Raw genomic sequence first — 15,648 nt, forward strand, 5'->3', positions numbered from 1 at the left:
CTATAACCTTCAACTCGAAGGTTAAGGTTACAGGCTTCAAGCTCTCCATCAGTTTTCGCAATAAGACACGAACAAGGGACACGTAACGTGGCAGCTCCGCAGAATTACTTGGCCGTCATCAAAGTCGTCGGCATCGGCGGCGGTGGCGTGAACGCAGTCAACCGCATGATCGAGGTCGGCCTCCGCGGTGTTGAATTCATCGCCATCAATACCGACGCCCAGGCCCTGCTCATGAGCGACGCGGACGTGAAGCTCGACGTCGGACGCGAGCTGACCCGCGGGCTCGGTGCAGGCGCCAACCCCGAGGTCGGCAAGCAGGCCGCCGAAGACCACGCTGACGAGATCGAGGAAGTGCTCCGCGGCGCGGACATGGTCTTCGTCACCGCCGGCGAGGGCGGCGGCACGGGCACCGGCGGCGCACCCGTCGTCGCCCGCATCGCCCGGTCCCTGGGAGCGCTGACCATTGGCGTGGTCACCCGTCCCTTCACGTTCGAGGGCCGCCGCCGCGCCGGTTCCGCAGAGGCCGGCATCGACGCCCTCCGGGACGAGGTGGACACCCTCATCGTGATCCCCAACGACCGGCTCCTGTCCATCAGCGACCGCAACGTGTCCGTCCTGGACGCCTTCCGTTCAGCAGACCAGGTGCTCCTCTCGGGTGTCCAGGGCATCACGGACCTCATCACCACCCCGGGCCTGATCAACCTCGACTTCGCCGACGTGAAGTCGGTCATGCAGGGTGCCGGTTCCGCGCTGATGGGCATCGGCTCCGCCCGGGGTGAAGACCGCGCCGTCAAGGCAGCCGAGCTTGCCATCGCCTCACCGCTGCTGGAAGCTTCCATCGATGGTGCCCACGGCGTCCTGCTGTCCATCCAGGGCGGTTCCGACCTCGGCCTGTTCGAGATCAACGAAGCCGCGCGCCTGGTCCAGGAGGTCGCCCACCCGGAGGCGAACATCATCTTCGGTGCCGTGATCGACGACGCCCTCGGCGACGAGGCCCGCGTAACGGTTATTGCTGCCGGTTTCGACGACGTCAAGGCCACCTCGCCGTCCATGGACCAGTCACAGCCCCAGGTTGCGCCCCAGCGGCCCGCCGCCCCGGCAGCGGCCCCCGCTCCGTCGCAGGCACCCTCCGCCGGAAACCACCAGGTGCACGTCCAGCCCGTCCACGCGGGCGTAGGCGCAGCAGGGCTCAGCAACTGGGGACAGCAGCGCCCGGCGGCCGTCCCTGCCGACTCCGGCTTCGACGTGGACCTTCCCTCCGTGGTGGAACCGGACCTCACCGGCAGCCGCTCGGATGACCTGGATGTCCCCGACTTCCTGAAGTAGGCCGCAGCTTGTTCCATTGGCGGGCCGAGATCCTTCCCGGGGTCTCGGCCGCTTTTACGGACAGCGGCGCGGGAAACCTCGCACTGCACGTGGGCGACGACCCCGGCACCGTCCAGCGGCGGCGCCAGCAGCTTGAGGCGGCCGTGGGCATTGAGCCCCGCGGCCTGCGGTTCATGAACCAGGTGCACGGCACCACGGTTGCCGTGATGGAGCCGGGCAGTGGTACGCCGGAAGCTGACGCAATGGTTTCGGGGTCTGTGCCGCTGGCGGTCATGGTGGCTGACTGCATCCCGCTCCTGCTCGCAGGGACGTCCGCGGACGGTCCCGTCCTGGCCGCTGTCCACGCAGGGCGGCCCGGTGTGGCCAACGGGGTCATTCCTGCCGCCTTGGAAGCCATGGCGTCCCTCGGAGCTACGAGCATACGGGCCTGGCTCGGTCCGTCCATCTGCGGCTCCTGCTACGAAGTCCCGGCTGCCCTGCGGGACGAGGTAGCTGCGGCCGTACCTGCCACCTGGTCCACCACGTCCTGGGGAACCCCGGCGCTGGACCTTCCGGCCGGCGCCCGCAGCCAGCTCGAAGACGCCGGCGTTGCGATCGAATACGCCGGTCCCTGCACCCTGGAAACAGATTCCCTCTACTCCTACCGCCGCGACACGGGCACGGGACGTTTCGCCGGCCTGGTCTGGTGCCATGACTGACTCCGCGCTGAACGACGGCGGTGCAGCCGCCGGTGATCCGCGCGCGGCTGAGCTGGCCGGGCGGCTTGAAGCGGTCAGGCGCCGGATAAGCTCTGCTGCCGCGGCGGCCGGACGCACCGACAGGCTGCCCACCCTGATTGTGGTCACCAAGTTCCATCCCGCGGAAGACATCCGGCGGCTCGCCGCCCTGGGAGTCACCGACGTCGGGGAAAACAGGGACCAGGAGGCTGCAGGGAAAGCCGGGATCCTGGCCGACTGCGGGCTGACCTGGCACTTTGTGGGCCAACTGCAGACAAAAAAAGCCAAGTCGGTGGTCCGCTACGCTTCAGCCGTGCACTCGGTGGACCGGCCGCAACTCGTGGATGCCCTGGCGAAGGCGATGCAGAACGAGCGCGCCGCCACAGGGCGCGCGCCCCTGGACTGCTTCATCCAGGTCAACCTTGAAGACCAAGCCGGCGACGCCGGTGCTCACCGGGGAGGCGCAGCACCCGACGACGTGCTGCTCCTGGCCGACCGGATAGCAGCAGTCGACGGCCTGCGGCTGGCAGGCGTCATGGCAGTGGCCCCGTTGGGCGCACCGCCGGAGCCCGCCTTCGAAAAACTGGCCGTAGTCTCTTCGCAGCTGGTGGCGCAGCACCCCGGAGCCTCCGCCATCTCCGCCGGCATGAGCCAGGACCTTGAGGCCGCCATCGCGTTCGGAGCGACACACCTGCGAATCGGTTCCGATATTCTCGGATCGCGTCCCGCCGTGGGGTAGCGTCGGAGCTATTGCAAGTGATGGGCGGGGGACTCCAGTGCAGTCAAGTCATTGGGCGGCCCGCTTACGGGACACGATTAGGAGTCGACCATGGCCGGCGCTCTGCGCAAGACAATGATCTATCTTGGGCTCGCCGACGGCGATGAGCATTACGAGTCCGAGCAACAGACAACACGTAAGGATGAGGACGAAACTATGGAAGCTGACCGCGAGGAGCGCCGTGCACCCGCACCCGTCCGTGAGGTCAGCCGCGAAACGTCCTACACCCCCGAAGAGGAATACCGCGCGCCAGTGACCCCCATCAAACGTGCGGCCTCGAGCCGCGAAGAGACCAGCGGGCTTCGCCAGATCACCACTATCCACCCGCGCTCCTACAACGATGCCAAGCTCATCGGTGAGAGCTTCCGTGATGGAATCCCTGTGATCATGAACGTTACGGACATGGGCGAGGCCGACGCCAAGCGCCTGGTGGACTTCTCCGCCGGACTGGTCTTCGGACTCCGCGGAAGCATCGAGCGGGTTACCAACAAGGTGTTCCTGCTGTCGCCGTCGTACGTTGAAGTCATCGGTGACGACAAGAAAATCAGCGAAACGCAGGCAAGCTTCTTCAACCAGAGCTGAACCTGGGGCAGCAGGCGGATGCCAGGCAGGGACACCTGTCTGGCATCTGTGTTGAAATAGACGGGACACCTCGGCAGGAAGCCGCGGTACCCCAGATGAACATGGAGATATGAATTAAGTCATGGGAATTGCTTTCGGGCTTGTCTATCTCGCGCTGCTTCTGTTCTTCGTTGCCCTGATTATCCGCCTCGTCTTTGACTGGGTGCAGATGTTCGCCCGTGAATGGCGTCCGCGCGGTGTTGCCCTGGTGGCTGCCCATGCGGTGTACTCCATTACTGATCCGCCCTTGAAAGTACTGCGCCGGGTGATTCCGCCCCTGCGCCTTGGCGGCATCTCCCTGGACCTGGGCTTCCTGGTTCTGTTCATCGCCGTCAGCATTGCGATGGGGATCACCAGGAACCTGGCCTGATTTACCCCCTTTAGACCTAGCAGCACAGGGTGGACCCCACCGGGAACAGCTACTGTGAAGCGAAGAAAACTCACGTTTGACACCGCAGTGTTGAATTAGAGTAACCAGACCAAATTTAGGTACCGTAGTTTTGACGGCCGGAAGGCCTACTGACTAACTAGACCAGTGAGGTGACCAGATGGCTTTGACGCCAGAAGACGTTGTCAACAAGCGCTTTCAGCCGACCAAGTTCCGCGAAGGGTACGACCAGGATGAAGTCGATGACTTCCTGGACGAGATCGTCGTTGAACTCCGCCGCCTGAACCAGGAGAACGACGAACTTCGCAAGAAGCTCGCCGAAGCCGGTTCCAGCGTTCCTGCCAGCTCGGCCGCTGCTCCCGTCGTGGAGAAGGTCCCCGCGCCCGTCAAGGCCGACAAGGACGAGGCACGCGAAAAGGCAGAAGCCGAAGCCAAGGCTGCCGAAGCCAGCAAGAAGAAGGACGTCCAGCCGGCTGCCGCTGCAGCCCCTGCGGCCTCCGCACCCGCCGCCGTCGCAACACCTTCTGCAGAATCCGCAGCCGGCCTCCTGGCCATGGCCCAGCAGATGCACGACCGCCACGTGGCCGACGGCCAGGCCCAGAAGGACAAGATCATCGCCGAGGCGCAGATCGAAGCCAGCAGCCTGGTCAACGACGCACAGGAGAAGTCCCGCAAGATCCTGGGCGCCCTCGAGCAGCAGCGCTCGGTCCTGGAGCGCAAGGTGGAGCAGCTCCGCGGCTTCGAACGCGATTACCGCTCACGCCTGAAGGCCTACATTGAAGGCCAGCTGCGCGACCTTGACGCCCGCGGTTCCGTGGCTACGCCGGAAGTCAGCGAAGCCAACTAGTCCGTCAAAGCACGTATTCTGAAAGCCGGTGGCTGAGGATTCCTCGGCCACCGGCTTTTGGCATTGACACCTGTTGTACGAATGAAAGCACCATGACTGACGAACTTGCTGCGGATCCCGCACGCCCTGTCCCACCCTCACCGCGACCGCGCCGGGCGGTACTGCTCTCCGTCTTCGCCGGGTTCGCCCTTTTCGCCTACGTCCTGGACCAGCTCACCAAGCTCTGGGTCACCTCCAGCATGGTGGAGGGTGAACGGATCCCTGTGTTCCCGCCGCTGCTGCACTGGTACTTCATCCGGAATTCGGGAGCGGCCTTCTCCATCGGCGAAAACGTCACCTGGGTGTTTTCCATCATCATGGCCGCGGTGTCCGTGGCCATCCTCTTCCAGGTCCGCAAGCTGGGCTCGGTGTGGTGGTCCCTAGCCCTGGGCCTGCTCCTGGGCGGGGCCCTGGGCAACCTTACCGACCGGCTGTTCCGGGAACCCTCCTTCGGCATGGGGCATGTGGTGGATTTCATCCAGCTCCCCAATTTCGCCATTTTCAACATCGCGGACTCGGCGGTGGTGTCCGCCGTTGCCATCATCTGCATCCTGACGCTGCGGGGCATCACCCTGGATGGAAGCAGGCTCACCCCCGAACACAAGGACAAGTCCGGCGATGCCTGAGCACATTGTTGTTGCCGACGAGTACGGCGGAGCCCGTGCGGACGCCGGCCTTGCCGCCCTCCTGGGCATTTCGCGGTCCCTCGCCGCGTCCCTTCTAGCGGAGGGCCATGTGCAGAGCAAAGGCAAGCCGCTGGGAAAGTCGGCAAAGCTGGTGGCGGGCGATGTCCTCCAGGTCAGCATGCCGGAACGGCGTGACCCGCTTGAAGTCGTGGAGGAAGTTGTGGAAGGCCTGAAGATCCTGCTGGACGACGAGGATTTCATTGTCGTCGACAAACCGGTCGGCGTTGCCGCCCACCCCTCGCCGGGGTGGGTGGGACCAACCGTCGTCGGAGGCCTCGCAGGGGCCGGCTACCGCATTTCCACGTCCGGGTCGCCGGAGCGGGCAGGGATCGTGCACCGGCTTGACGTCGGGACGTCCGGCGTGATGGTGGTGGCGAAGTCCGAGCGTGCCTACACGGTCCTGAAAAGGGCCTTCAAGGAACGCACCGTGGACAAGGTCTACCATGCGGTGGTGCAGGGCCTGCCCGATCCCCTGGCGGGAACCATCGACGCGCCCATCGGCCGGCACCCAGGGCATGACTGGCGCTTCGCGGTGATTGAGGACGGGCGTCCGTCCGTCACGCACTACGAGGTCCTTGAGGCGTTCGGCAAAGCCAGCCTGGTGGAGGTCCACCTGGAAACGGGCCGCACCCACCAGATCCGCGTCCACTTTTCCGCGCTCCGGCATCCCTGTGCCGGAGATCTCACCTACGGAGCCGATCCGCGGCTGGCCGCCACCCTCGGCCTGACGCGGCAGTGGCTGCACGCCCGCGAACTGGGGTTCGACCACCCCGTGACGGGGGAGCGCGTGCGGGTCACCAGCGACTACCCGCAGGACCTGGCCTACGCCCTGGAAGTCCTCGGGTCCGGGCAGGCCTAGCGATATACGCGCCTGCCCGGCGCATAGAATAGTGCGGTGACTTCCAGCAATGACTCGTTTGTCCATCTCCACACCCACACCGAGTACTCGATGCTGGACGGTGCCGCCAGGCTCGGTGAGCTGTTCGATGAAACCGAGCGGCTGGGGATGCCCGCACTTGCCACCACCGACCACGGATACCTTTTCGGCGCCTTCGACTTCTGGAAGAAGGCCACGGACAAAGGGATCAAACCGATCATCGGCGTCGAAGCCTATGTGACTCCGGGAACGGCCCGCGGCGACAAGAGCCGCGTGCGGTGGGGCGAGGAGCACCAGCGCAAGGACGACATTTCCGGCGGTGGCTCCTACACCCACATGACGCTCCTGAGCTACAACAACGTGGGAATGCGGAACCTGTTCCGGGCGTCCTCCATCGCCTCCCTGGACTCCGTCTTCGGTAAGTGGCCCCGGCTGGACCGCGAACTCCTCAACACCTATTCCGAGGGCCTCATCGCCACCACCGGCTGCCCGTCCGGCGAGGTCCAGACACGGCTGCGCCTGGGCCAGTACCGTGAGGCGCTGGAGGCTGCGGCCGAGTTCCGGGACATCTTTGGTGCGGAGAACTACTTCTGCGAACTGATGGACCACGGGCTGGACATCGAACGCCGGGTCACAGGGGACCTGTTGCGGCTCGCAAAAGACCTGAACCTCCCGCTGGTGGCCACGAACGACCTCCACTACACGCACGAGCACGACGCCAAAGCGCATGAGGCCCTGCTGGCCATCCAGTCCGGTTCCACGCTGCTGGAACCCACCTACGACAACGGCGGTTCGCGGTTCGCGTTCTCCGGCAGCGGCTACTACCTGAAATCTCCGCAGGAGATGCGGGAGCTGTTCCGGGACCACCCCGAGGCGTGCGACAACACTCTCCTGATCGCCGAACGCTGCGAGGTGTCCTTCAACACGGACGCCAACTACATGCCGCGCTTCCCGTGCCCGCCGGGGGAGGATGAGACCTCCTGGCTGGTCAAGGAGGTGGACAAGGGGCTCCAGTACCGGTACCCCGGCGGGATTCCGGACGAGGTCCGCAAGCAGGCCGACTACGAGCTGGGCGTCATCACCTCGATGGGCTTCCCGGGCTACTTCCTGGTGGTGGCCGACTTCATCAACTGGGCCAAGAACAACGGCATCCGGGTAGGTCCGGGCCGTGGTTCCGGTGCAGGTTCCATGGTGGCGTACGCCATGCGCATCACCGACCTCGATCCGCTGCGCCATGGCCTGATCTTCGAGCGCTTCCTCAACCCCGACCGTGTCTCCATGCCCGACTTCGACGTCGACTTCGATGACCGGCGCCGCTCCGAAGTCATCGACTACGTCACCCGGAAGTACGGTGACGAGCGCGTGGCGATGATCGTTACGTACGGCACCATCAAGACCAAGCAGGCGCTCAAGGACTCCTCCCGCGTGCTTGGCTATCCCTTCAGCATGGGCGAGCAGCTCACCAAGGCCCTGCCGCCCGCAGTCATGGCCAAGGATATTCCGCTGGCGGACATCCAGAACCCGCAAGCCAAGCGCTACGGCGAAGCGGGGGATTTCAGGCAGCTGATTGCCACCGACCCCGAAGCCGCCAAGGTTTTCGAGACCGCTCTGGGCATCGAAGGCCTGAAACGCCAGTGGGGCGTGCACGCCGCCGGCGTGATCATGTCCTCGGACCCCATCATCGACGTCATCCCCATCATGCGCCGGTTCCAGGACGGCCAGGTGATCACCCAGTTCGATTACCCCACGTCCGAGGGCCTCGGCCTGATCAAGATGGACTTCCTGGGCCTGCGGAACCTGACGATCATTTCCGATGCCCTTGAGAACATCAAGATGAACCGCGGCATCGACCTCGACCTGGAAAACCTCGAACTGGACGACGCCCCGTCCTACGAGCTCCTGGCGCGCGGCGACACCCTGGGCGTGTTCCAGCTTGACGGCGGACCCATGCGGTCACTGCTCAAACTCATGAAGCCTGACAACTTCGAAGACATCTCCGCCGTGCTGGCGCTCTACCGTCCGGGCCCCATGGGCGCCAACGCCCACACTGACTACGCGCTGCGCAAGAACGGGATCCAGGAAGTGATCCCCATCCATCCGGAACTGGAGGAACCGCTCAAGGAGATCCTCGGCGGGACCTACGGCCTGATCGTGTACCAGGAACAGGTTATGGCGGTGGCGCAGAAACTGGCCGGGTACTCGCTGGGCCAGGCGGACATCCTCCGCCGCGCCATGGGTAAGAAGAAGAAATCAGAGCTGGACAAACAGTTCGCTGGCTTCTCCCAGGGCATGCAGGACAACGGCTACTCCATGGAAGCCGTCAAAACGCTGTGGGACATCCTGCTTCCCTTCTCCGACTACGCCTTCAACAAGGCACACTCCGCCGCCTACGGCGTGATCTCGTACTGGACGGCCTACCTCAAGGCGCACTACGCGCCGGAGTACATGGCTGCCCTGCTGACGTCGGTGGGGGATGACAAGGACAAGTCGGCGATCTACCTTAACGAGTGCCGCCGCATGGGCATCACCGTGCTGCCGCCGGACGTCAACGAGTCCGCCCTGAACTTCACCCCGGTGGGCAACGATATCCGCTTCGGCATGGGCGCAATCCGCAACGTGGGCGTGAACGTGGTGGAGGCCATGGTGGCCGCCCGCGAAAGCGAGGGCGCGTATACGTCCTTCAAGGACTACCTGATGAAGGTCCCCGCAGTGGTCTGCAACAAGCGGACCATCGAATCGCTGATCAAGTCCGGAGCCTTCGACTCGCTGGGCCACCACCGCCGGGCGCTGGCCATGATCCATGAAGAGGCCATCGACTCCGTCATCACCCTCAAGCGGAACGAGGCGATCGGGCAGTTCGATCTCTTCGCCGGGTTCGACGAAGCCGAATCCGAGTCATCGCTGAGTATCGAGATCCCAGACCTGCCTGAATGGGAGAAGAAGGACAAGCTTTCCTTCGAACGGGACATGCTCGGACTGTACGTCTCCGACCACCCGCTGCAGGGCCTGGAGGGACTGCTCAGCCAGCACGCGGAGATGAGCATCACCTCTGTCCTCGGTGAAGACGGCCCGCAGGACGGCGCGATCATCACCATCGCCGGCATGATCACCTCGCTGAGCCGGCGCATCGCCAAAGCCAGCGGCAACGCGTACGCCCGGGCCGAGGTTGAGGACCTGGGCGGTTCCATGGAAGTCATGTTCTTCGGCCAGGTCTACGGACCCATCGCCTCTGTCCTGGCGGAGGACCTGATCGTGGTGGTCAAGGGACGCCTGCAGAAACGCGATGACGGCGCCATCACCCTGAACTGCATGGAGCTGTCCGTGCCCGACCTCAGCGAGGGGCTCAACGGCCCGCTGGTGATCACCATGCCCACCTACAAAGCCACCGAGGCTGTGGTCACGGAATTGGGCGAGGTGCTCCGCACCCACCGCGGCAACTCCGAAGTCCGCCTGCACCTGCAGGGCGACACGCGGACGGAAATCATGGGACTGCCGGTCCACCTGCGCGTGAACCCCAGCCCGTCGCTGTTCGGGGACCTGAAGGTGCTGCTCGGCCCGGCCTGCCTGGACGCCTAGGCGGCCTCTGTCCGGCAGGACGACAACTGGCAGGACTACGGCGGCAGGAGGACGACGACGGGAGGCGAGTCCCGTCGTCGTCCTCCTCTTCACTGCCAACTATGGTGGGCCGCTGCTAGATCTCGTAGTCCAGCGGGACGGGCTGGCCGTAGGCGCCACCGTGGTACAGCAGCGGCGAGGTGTCGCCGCCCACCTGCCCGTCCACCACCTGGACCACCACCACGGCATTGTTCTCGAAGGACAGCCGCATCTGCACCTCGCCAATCAGCCAGCCGGCCACATCCTTCAGGATGGGCACCCCGTGCGGACCCGTTTCCCAATGGTCGCCCTCAAAACGGTTGCCGGCGCCGGCAAACCTGCCGGCGAGCTGCAGGTTGTCCAGGCCCAGCATGTGCACTCCCAGGTAGGTGGTGTTTGCGACAGCCGGCCACGACCGTGAGCTGCGGGCCATGTTGAACGTAAAGCGCGGCGGGTGCGCCGAGAGTGAGGCCACCGAGGTGGCAGTGAAGCCGTAGGGCTGGTCCTGGTAGTTCACCGTGATAATGGCGACGCCGGCAGCGTGGCGCCGGAACATCTCCCTGAACGTCCGCTCGAACGGAACGTCATTTGTCGTCACGGAAACTCCTGTTGCTGGCAAGTGGTGTACATGGGTCTCCTTCAAGGGTATGGCCCTGCCGTGCCGGTGGTGAATTCCTGGCAGGGCCCGGTTCCGCGCTGGACCCCGTGGAACATTTGTTAAGGTTTGTTGCATGACGAAAGCCACCCGCCGCACACGCCCGCGGCTGCCTTGGACAATGCTGCTGGTTCCGGCAGCGGCAGGTGTCCCGCTGGGCATCCTCTGGTGGCTCCTGGCGCCCGGGGGCCTGAACCTGGTTACCAGGGACCCGGCCTTTGGCAGCGGAACCAACCCGGATGTCTGGCTGCCGCGGGACCTGACGCTGGCGGGGCTGCTGGTTCTTGCCGGGTGCCTCCTAGGTGTTGTGCTGGCGGACAAGAAGCGTAAGGATCCGCAGGCGGACCTGGTGGCAGGGCTGGCGGGAGCCGTGTGCGGGGCAGTTCTGGCCTGGCAGGCGGGGCTGCTGGCCGCGCAGCTGTGGGCGCCTTCGGTCGACGCTTCGGCAAACGCCAGCATTGCCTTTTCGCTCCGCGCCTGGCCGGTCCTGCTTGTGTGGCCCGCCGCCACGGCAGTCTCGGTTTTCGTGCTGGAGCTTCTCAGCCTCCTGGGCCGCAATCCGGCGGCGGAGGACACGGGTCGCCGGAGGCTGCGGCAAGGCCACTAAAATAGGCCAGTGACCATTTCTTCGGAGAACCCCGCCAGCCCCGCTGCCACCGCCGTGGACTTCCGCACCGTTGACCTGCGCGGCCAAAGCCTTACCCTCGCCGCACTACGGGCCGCCGTACCGCGGGCCCAGGGCCAGACCGTGGCTGACGCCGAGGAGAAGGTCCACCACATCATTTCGGCTGTCCGCCAGGGCGGTTTCGCGGCGCTGGGCGAACTCGCGCAACGTTTCGACGGCGTGGCGCAGGACCACCCGCTGGTTCCCCGGGAGGCCCTGGCGTCCGCCCTGGAGGACCTGGAGCCGTCCGTCCGCAGCGCGCTGGAGGAATCCATCAGCCGGGCCCGCCGCTTCGCTGACGGCCAGCGTCCGCGGAATATCGAGGTCCAGCTCGGCGACGGCGCGGCAGTGGCGCAGAACTGGGTGCCCGTGGCGCGCGTGGGGCTCTATGTCCCGGGCGGCCTGGCCGTCTACCCATCCTCCGTGATCATGAACGTGGTTCCGGCCCTCGCCGCCGGTGTCCAGTCCATTGCGCTGGCATCCCCTCCGCAAAAGGAGTTCGGGGGCCTGCCGCACCCCACCATCCTCGCCGCTGCCGCCCTGCTGGGCATCACCGAGGTGTATGCCATCGGCGGCGCCCAGGCCATCGCCGCCTTCGCCTACGGTATTGCCGCAACGAAGGCCGGCCCGGCGCTGGAACCCGTTGATGTTGTCACTGGACCGGGCAACATCTTTGTTGCCACCGCAAAGCGTCTGGTCAAAGGCGTGGTGGGGATCGACTCGGAGGCGGGCACCACGGAAATCGCCATCCTTGCAGACTCCACAGCGCAGCCCCGCCTGGTGGCAGCGGACCTGATCAGCCAGGCCGAGCACGACCCCAAGGCAGCATCCGTGCTGATTACCGACTCGGAGGACCTCGCTGCCGCCGTCCGCACCGAGCTGGACCGGCAGGCCGCGGCCACCAAGCACTCCGCCCGCGTCCGCGAAGCGCTCTCCGGTCCGCAGTCCGGAGTGGTCCTGGTGGATGACCTGGAACAGGGGATTGCCGCGTGCGATGCCTACGCGGCGGAACACCTGGAGATCATGACGCAGGATGCCCCGGCCGTCGCCGCCCGGATCCGGAATGCCGGGGCCATTTTCGTGGGCGATTACAGCCCGGTCAGCCTGGGGGATTACTGTGCCGGGTCCAACCACGTCCTGCCCACCAGCGGCACGGCTGCGTTTTCATCCGGTTTGAATGTCACCACATTCCTGCGGGCCATCCAGGTGGTTAATTACAGCCGTGACGCGCTTGCGGAAGTCAGCGGCCACATCGTCAGCCTGTCCGGGGCGGAGGACCTTCCGGCGCACGGGGACGCAGTAACCGTACGCTTCTCCTGATCGGCAAAAGACGACATGTAGTGGTGGCAACTACTACATGTAGTACTTACACGCTTGTTATTAGCAGGAGTGGGGCCGTAAACTAGGAGACGGCTCAGCTGCGCGTGCTTGTTTTGCGTAAGAGTCGGTTCCGCCGGAAACATCTGGGAGAGGGAGGCACAATGTACTGTCCGTTCTGCCGCAACCCCGATTCCAGGGTGGTGGACAGCCGCATGGCTGATGACGGCTCGGCTATCAGGCGCCGCCGCCAGTGCCCTGAGTGCGGACGCCGGTTCACCACCGTTGAAACCACCAGCCTTTCCGTGATCAAGCGCTCCGGCGTGGGCGAGCCCTTCAGCCGCAGCAAGGTGATCAACGGCGTGCGCAAAGCATGCCAGGGGCGTCCGGTCAGCGAGGACGACCTCGCGCTGCTGGCGCAGGAAGTGGAAGAGCAGATCCGTTCCTCCGGCGCCGCGGAAATCGACGCCCACGAGGTGGGACTGGTCATCCTCGGACCGCTGCAGAAGCTGGACAAGGTCGCCTACCTCCGCTTCGCGAGCGTCTACCAGGCCTTCGAATCCCTGGAGGATTTCGAGACTGCCATTGCCCTGCTCCGCCAGGAAGAACAGGACGCCCGGGGCGTCGCTGCAAAGGGCGCCAAGAGCTCCGAGAAGAGCCCCCTGTAGACTCCGGTGGCGGCAGCGGAGGGGAAGCCGCAGCCGCCACCGGCACCACGGCCTGGCGAAAAGAAGGCCAGCTCCAAGGAAAACCCAAATGACGTGCGCCTCCTGCGCGCCCGCGGACCCAACGCCGCGCGGACAACAGGGGATGAGTGTGCCGCATCTGCACGCTTAAACACCCGTGCCGCCGTCGTCTGCTGGACAGCTGACGACGGCGGCACGCAGGCCGGGCTACTTTGCGAGCTTGTGCTTCAATGCGATTTCGATGGCAGCGCCCACGATGCCGGCCTCGTTGCGCAGGACCGCCGGCACGATGGGCGTGCGCAGCCGCAGGTTGGGCAGGTACTCGTCGGCGCGCTTGGAAATGCCGCCGCCGACGATGAACAGTTCGGGCGAGAACAGGAATTCCACGTGGGAAAAGTAGCGCTGCAGCAGGACGCTGTACTCGTCCCAGGACAGGCCATCGCGTTCGCGGGCCACTGCGGATGCTTTGGTCTCGGCGTCGTGGCCGTCAATTTCCAGGTGGCCAAGTTCAGCGTTGGGGACGAGTTTGCCGTCGAAGATGAAGGCCGAGCCGATTCCGGTGCCGAGCGTGATCACCAGGACCGTGCCCTTGACGCCGGCCCCTGCGCCGTAGCGGGCCTCAGCCAGGCCGGCGGCGTCGGCGTCATTGATGACCTCAACCGGGCGGCCCAGGCGGGCAGTGAGGAGTGCGTCAATGTCCGTGTTGAGCCAGCTCTTGTCCACGTTGGCGGCAGAGTGGACCACGCCATGCTGGATGATGCCCGGAAAGGTGACGCCGACGGGAGAGCCGGCAGCGGGTGCCTCGGGGCGGGCAGACAGTTCGGAAACCACCAGGGCCACGGCTTCGGCAACTGATTCAGGGGTGGCGGGCTGCGGGGTGGGGACCCGGAACCGTTCGCCCAGCAGTTTGCCCTTCTTCAGGTCGACGATGCCGCCCTTGATTCCGGTGCCTCCGATGTCGATGCCGATCAGCGGGGCGTTCTTGTGCGACTTCTCGTCCTTCTTGGCCAATGGGTTTTCCGTTCGTGGCAGGGGCGGGCGGGGTAGCGGCGGCCGGTGGGCCGGCCGGGAAAAGATGTCCGGTCAGGAACCGGGAAGGGGTAGGGCCATGGTGCGTGCGTAGGGGTGGTGCCAGGTGGGCCTGCTAGGGCAGCGTGAGGATTTCCGCGCCGGACTCCGTGACCAGCAGTGTGTGCTCGAACTGGGCAGTGCGCTTCCGGTCCTTGGTGACCACGGTCCAGTCATCGGCCCACATATCCCACTCCACAGTGCCCAGGGTGAGCATCGGTTCAATCGTGAAGACCATGCCGGCCTCGATCACCGTGTTGTAGGCAGGTGCCGCATCGTAGTGCGGAATGATGAGCCCGGTGTGGAAGGCTTCGCCCACGCCGTGCCCGGTGAAATCACGGACAACACCATAGCCGAAGCGCTTGGCATAGGACTGGATTGCCCGGCCGATGACGTTGATTTCCCGCCCGGGAGCAACAGCCTTGATGGCCCGGTTCAGCGACTCCTGCGTGCGTTCCACCAGCAACCGGGATTCCTCGTCCACGTCACCCACCAGGAAGGTGTAGTTGGTGTCCCCGTGGACTCCGTTGATGAAGGCGGTGATGTCGATGTTGAGGATATCCCCGTCCTGGACCACTGTGCTGTCCGGGATGCCATGGCAAATGACCTCGTTCAGGGATGAGCACAGCGACTTCGGAAAGCCCCGGTAGCCGAGGGTGGACGGGTAGGCGTGGTGGTCAAGGAGGAACTCGTGGCCCACCTTGTCCAGCTGGTCGGTGGTGACGCCGGGCTGGATATGCTTTCCCACCTCCACGATGGCCTGCGCTGCGATCTTCGACGCGATCCGGATCTTCTCGATCGTTTCGGGGGTTTTGACCTCCGAACCGGTGAATTTCGCCGGTGCGGGCTTTCCGACGTACTCCGGCCGGGGGATGGACGCCGGGACGGGACGCTGCGGACCTACGGTTCCCGGGGTGAGGGTGCCGATGGGTGCAGTCGAGGCAAGGGAAGGCATAGATTGATCATATAAGGCACTGCAGAACGCCTAACAACCGGAAGCCGCGCGCGGCCCGCGTAAGAATTTAAGTTACGCGGATCACGCCCCAGCTTTCCCGCCGCCGGAACGAGGAGCACCGATGACTGAGTACTGGTACAACGTCAATACGCATGAGATCGAAGAGGACCGGCTGTCCGACTGGAGCCAGCTGATCGGGCCGTATAAGACGCGGGAGGAGGCTGAACACGCGCTGGAAAAGGTGCGGGCACGCAACGAGGCCTGGGAGAAGGACGACGACGACTGAGCCCTGCGCGGCCGTGGGGGGGGGGGGGGGGGCCCGCCCCCCCCCCCCCCCCCGGGCGGGGGGGGGGGGTGGGGGGCGGGGGCCGGCGCCCGGCCCGCGGGGGTGGGGAAGGGGGTGGGGGGGGGGCGGGGGGGGGGGGGGGCGG

Annotated in this window: 16 protein-coding genes; 13 read left to right on the top strand and 3 right to left on the bottom strand. The window is 65.4% G+C overall.

The genetic code is table 11. The features are described from left to right. Positions 1–87: 87 nt before the first annotated feature. The 9 genes from ftsZ (at position 88) to dnaE (ending at position 9,854) form a co-directional block, all read left to right on the top strand. A complete protein-coding gene (ftsZ, locus tag ACIQF4_RS15835; RefSeq protein ID WP_350002201.1) occupies positions 88–1,326 on the top strand; it encodes a cell division protein FtsZ in 1,239 nt (412 codons plus the stop codon). 8 nt (positions 1,327–1,334) lie between these two features. Continuing rightward, on the top strand, positions 1,335–2,024 hold the full coding sequence (locus ACIQF4_RS15840) for a polyphenol oxidase family protein (RefSeq protein ID WP_400516812.1): 690 nt from the start codon (positions 1,335–1,337) through the stop codon (positions 2,022–2,024). After that, positions 2,017–2,781 carry a YggS family pyridoxal phosphate-dependent enzyme gene (locus ACIQF4_RS15845; RefSeq protein WP_400516813.1) on the top strand — a complete coding sequence of 255 codons (765 nt, stop codon included), beginning with the start codon at positions 2,017–2,019 and terminating at the stop codon, positions 2,779–2,781. Before ACIQF4_RS15840 ends, ACIQF4_RS15845 begins: the two co-directional genes overlap by 8 nt. Before the next feature lie 90 nt (positions 2,782–2,871). Continuing rightward, positions 2,872–3,402: a cell division protein SepF gene (locus ACIQF4_RS15850; RefSeq protein WP_104188679.1), complete on the top strand. Its 531-nt coding sequence runs from the start codon at positions 2,872–2,874 to the stop codon at positions 3,400–3,402. A gap of 121 nt (positions 3,403–3,523) precedes the next feature. After that, entirely contained in the window at positions 3,524–3,811 is a 288-nt protein-coding gene (locus ACIQF4_RS15855; RefSeq protein ID WP_350002204.1) for a YggT family protein, read from the top strand. 178 nt (positions 3,812–3,989) lie between these two features. Then, positions 3,990–4,676: a DivIVA domain-containing protein gene (locus ACIQF4_RS15860; protein ID WP_350002205.1), complete on the top strand. Its 687-nt coding sequence runs from the start codon at positions 3,990–3,992 to the stop codon at positions 4,674–4,676. Positions 4,677–4,768: 92 nt separating this feature from the next. Next, a complete protein-coding gene (lspA, locus tag ACIQF4_RS15865) occupies positions 4,769–5,341 on the top strand; it encodes a signal peptidase II (protein WP_350002206.1) in 573 nt (190 codons plus the stop codon). Further along, entirely contained in the window at positions 5,334–6,260 is a 927-nt protein-coding gene (locus ACIQF4_RS15870) for an RluA family pseudouridine synthase (protein WP_400516815.1), read from the top strand. The genes lspA and ACIQF4_RS15870 overlap by 8 nt, the downstream gene beginning before the upstream one ends. Before the next feature lie 36 nt (positions 6,261–6,296). Next, positions 6,297–9,854: a DNA polymerase III subunit alpha gene (gene dnaE / locus ACIQF4_RS15875; RefSeq protein WP_350002208.1), complete on the top strand. Its 3,558-nt coding sequence runs from the start codon at positions 6,297–6,299 to the stop codon at positions 9,852–9,854. A 115-nt stretch (positions 9,855–9,969) separates the two neighbouring features. Here the strand turns inward: dnaE and ACIQF4_RS15880 are convergent, their stop codons facing one another. Continuing rightward, positions 9,970–10,470 carry a flavin reductase family protein gene (locus tag ACIQF4_RS15880; protein ID WP_350002209.1) on the bottom strand — a complete coding sequence of 167 codons (501 nt, stop codon included), beginning with the start codon at positions 10,468–10,470 and terminating at the stop codon, positions 9,970–9,972. A gap of 133 nt (positions 10,471–10,603) precedes the next feature. Between ACIQF4_RS15880 and ACIQF4_RS15885 the strand changes: the two genes are divergently transcribed. The 3 genes from ACIQF4_RS15885 (at position 10,604) to nrdR (ending at position 13,176) form a co-directional block, all read left to right on the top strand. After that, positions 10,604–11,134, top strand: coding sequence for a hypothetical protein (locus ACIQF4_RS15885; protein WP_400516817.1), 531 nt, complete (start codon positions 10,604–10,606; stop codon positions 11,132–11,134). Between the two features lie 9 nt (positions 11,135–11,143). Continuing rightward, positions 11,144–12,511 carry a histidinol dehydrogenase gene (gene hisD / locus ACIQF4_RS15890; protein WP_400516819.1) on the top strand — a complete coding sequence of 456 codons (1,368 nt, stop codon included), beginning with the start codon at positions 11,144–11,146 and terminating at the stop codon, positions 12,509–12,511. A gap of 161 nt (positions 12,512–12,672) precedes the next feature. Continuing rightward, complete coding sequence (gene nrdR / locus ACIQF4_RS15895) at positions 12,673–13,176, top strand: transcriptional regulator NrdR (protein WP_104188663.1); 504 nt, start codon at positions 12,673–12,675, stop codon at positions 13,174–13,176. A 225-nt stretch (positions 13,177–13,401) separates the two neighbouring features. Here nrdR and ppgK read toward each other — a convergent pair whose 3' ends face one another. Both ppgK and map read right to left on the bottom strand, forming a co-directional pair. Then, complete coding sequence (ppgK, locus tag ACIQF4_RS15900) at positions 13,402–14,205, bottom strand: polyphosphate--glucose phosphotransferase (protein WP_104188661.1); 804 nt, start codon at positions 14,203–14,205, stop codon at positions 13,402–13,404. A 133-nt stretch (positions 14,206–14,338) separates the two neighbouring features. Next, positions 14,339–15,217: a type I methionyl aminopeptidase gene (gene map / locus ACIQF4_RS15905; protein WP_400516820.1), complete on the bottom strand. Its 879-nt coding sequence runs from the start codon at positions 15,215–15,217 to the stop codon at positions 14,339–14,341. 121 nt (positions 15,218–15,338) lie between these two features. Here map and ACIQF4_RS15910 point away from each other — a divergent pair, with 121 nt between their 5' ends. After that, positions 15,339–15,503: an SPOR domain-containing protein gene (locus ACIQF4_RS15910; RefSeq protein ID WP_188732230.1), complete on the top strand. Its 165-nt coding sequence runs from the start codon at positions 15,339–15,341 to the stop codon at positions 15,501–15,503. The last annotated feature ends 145 nt before the right edge of the window (positions 15,504–15,648 follow it).

The sequence above is a fragment of the Pseudarthrobacter sp. NPDC092202 genome, from assembly GCF_044755505.1.
In the GTDB taxonomy this organism is placed as follows: domain Bacteria; phylum Actinomycetota; class Actinomycetes; order Actinomycetales; family Micrococcaceae; genus Arthrobacter.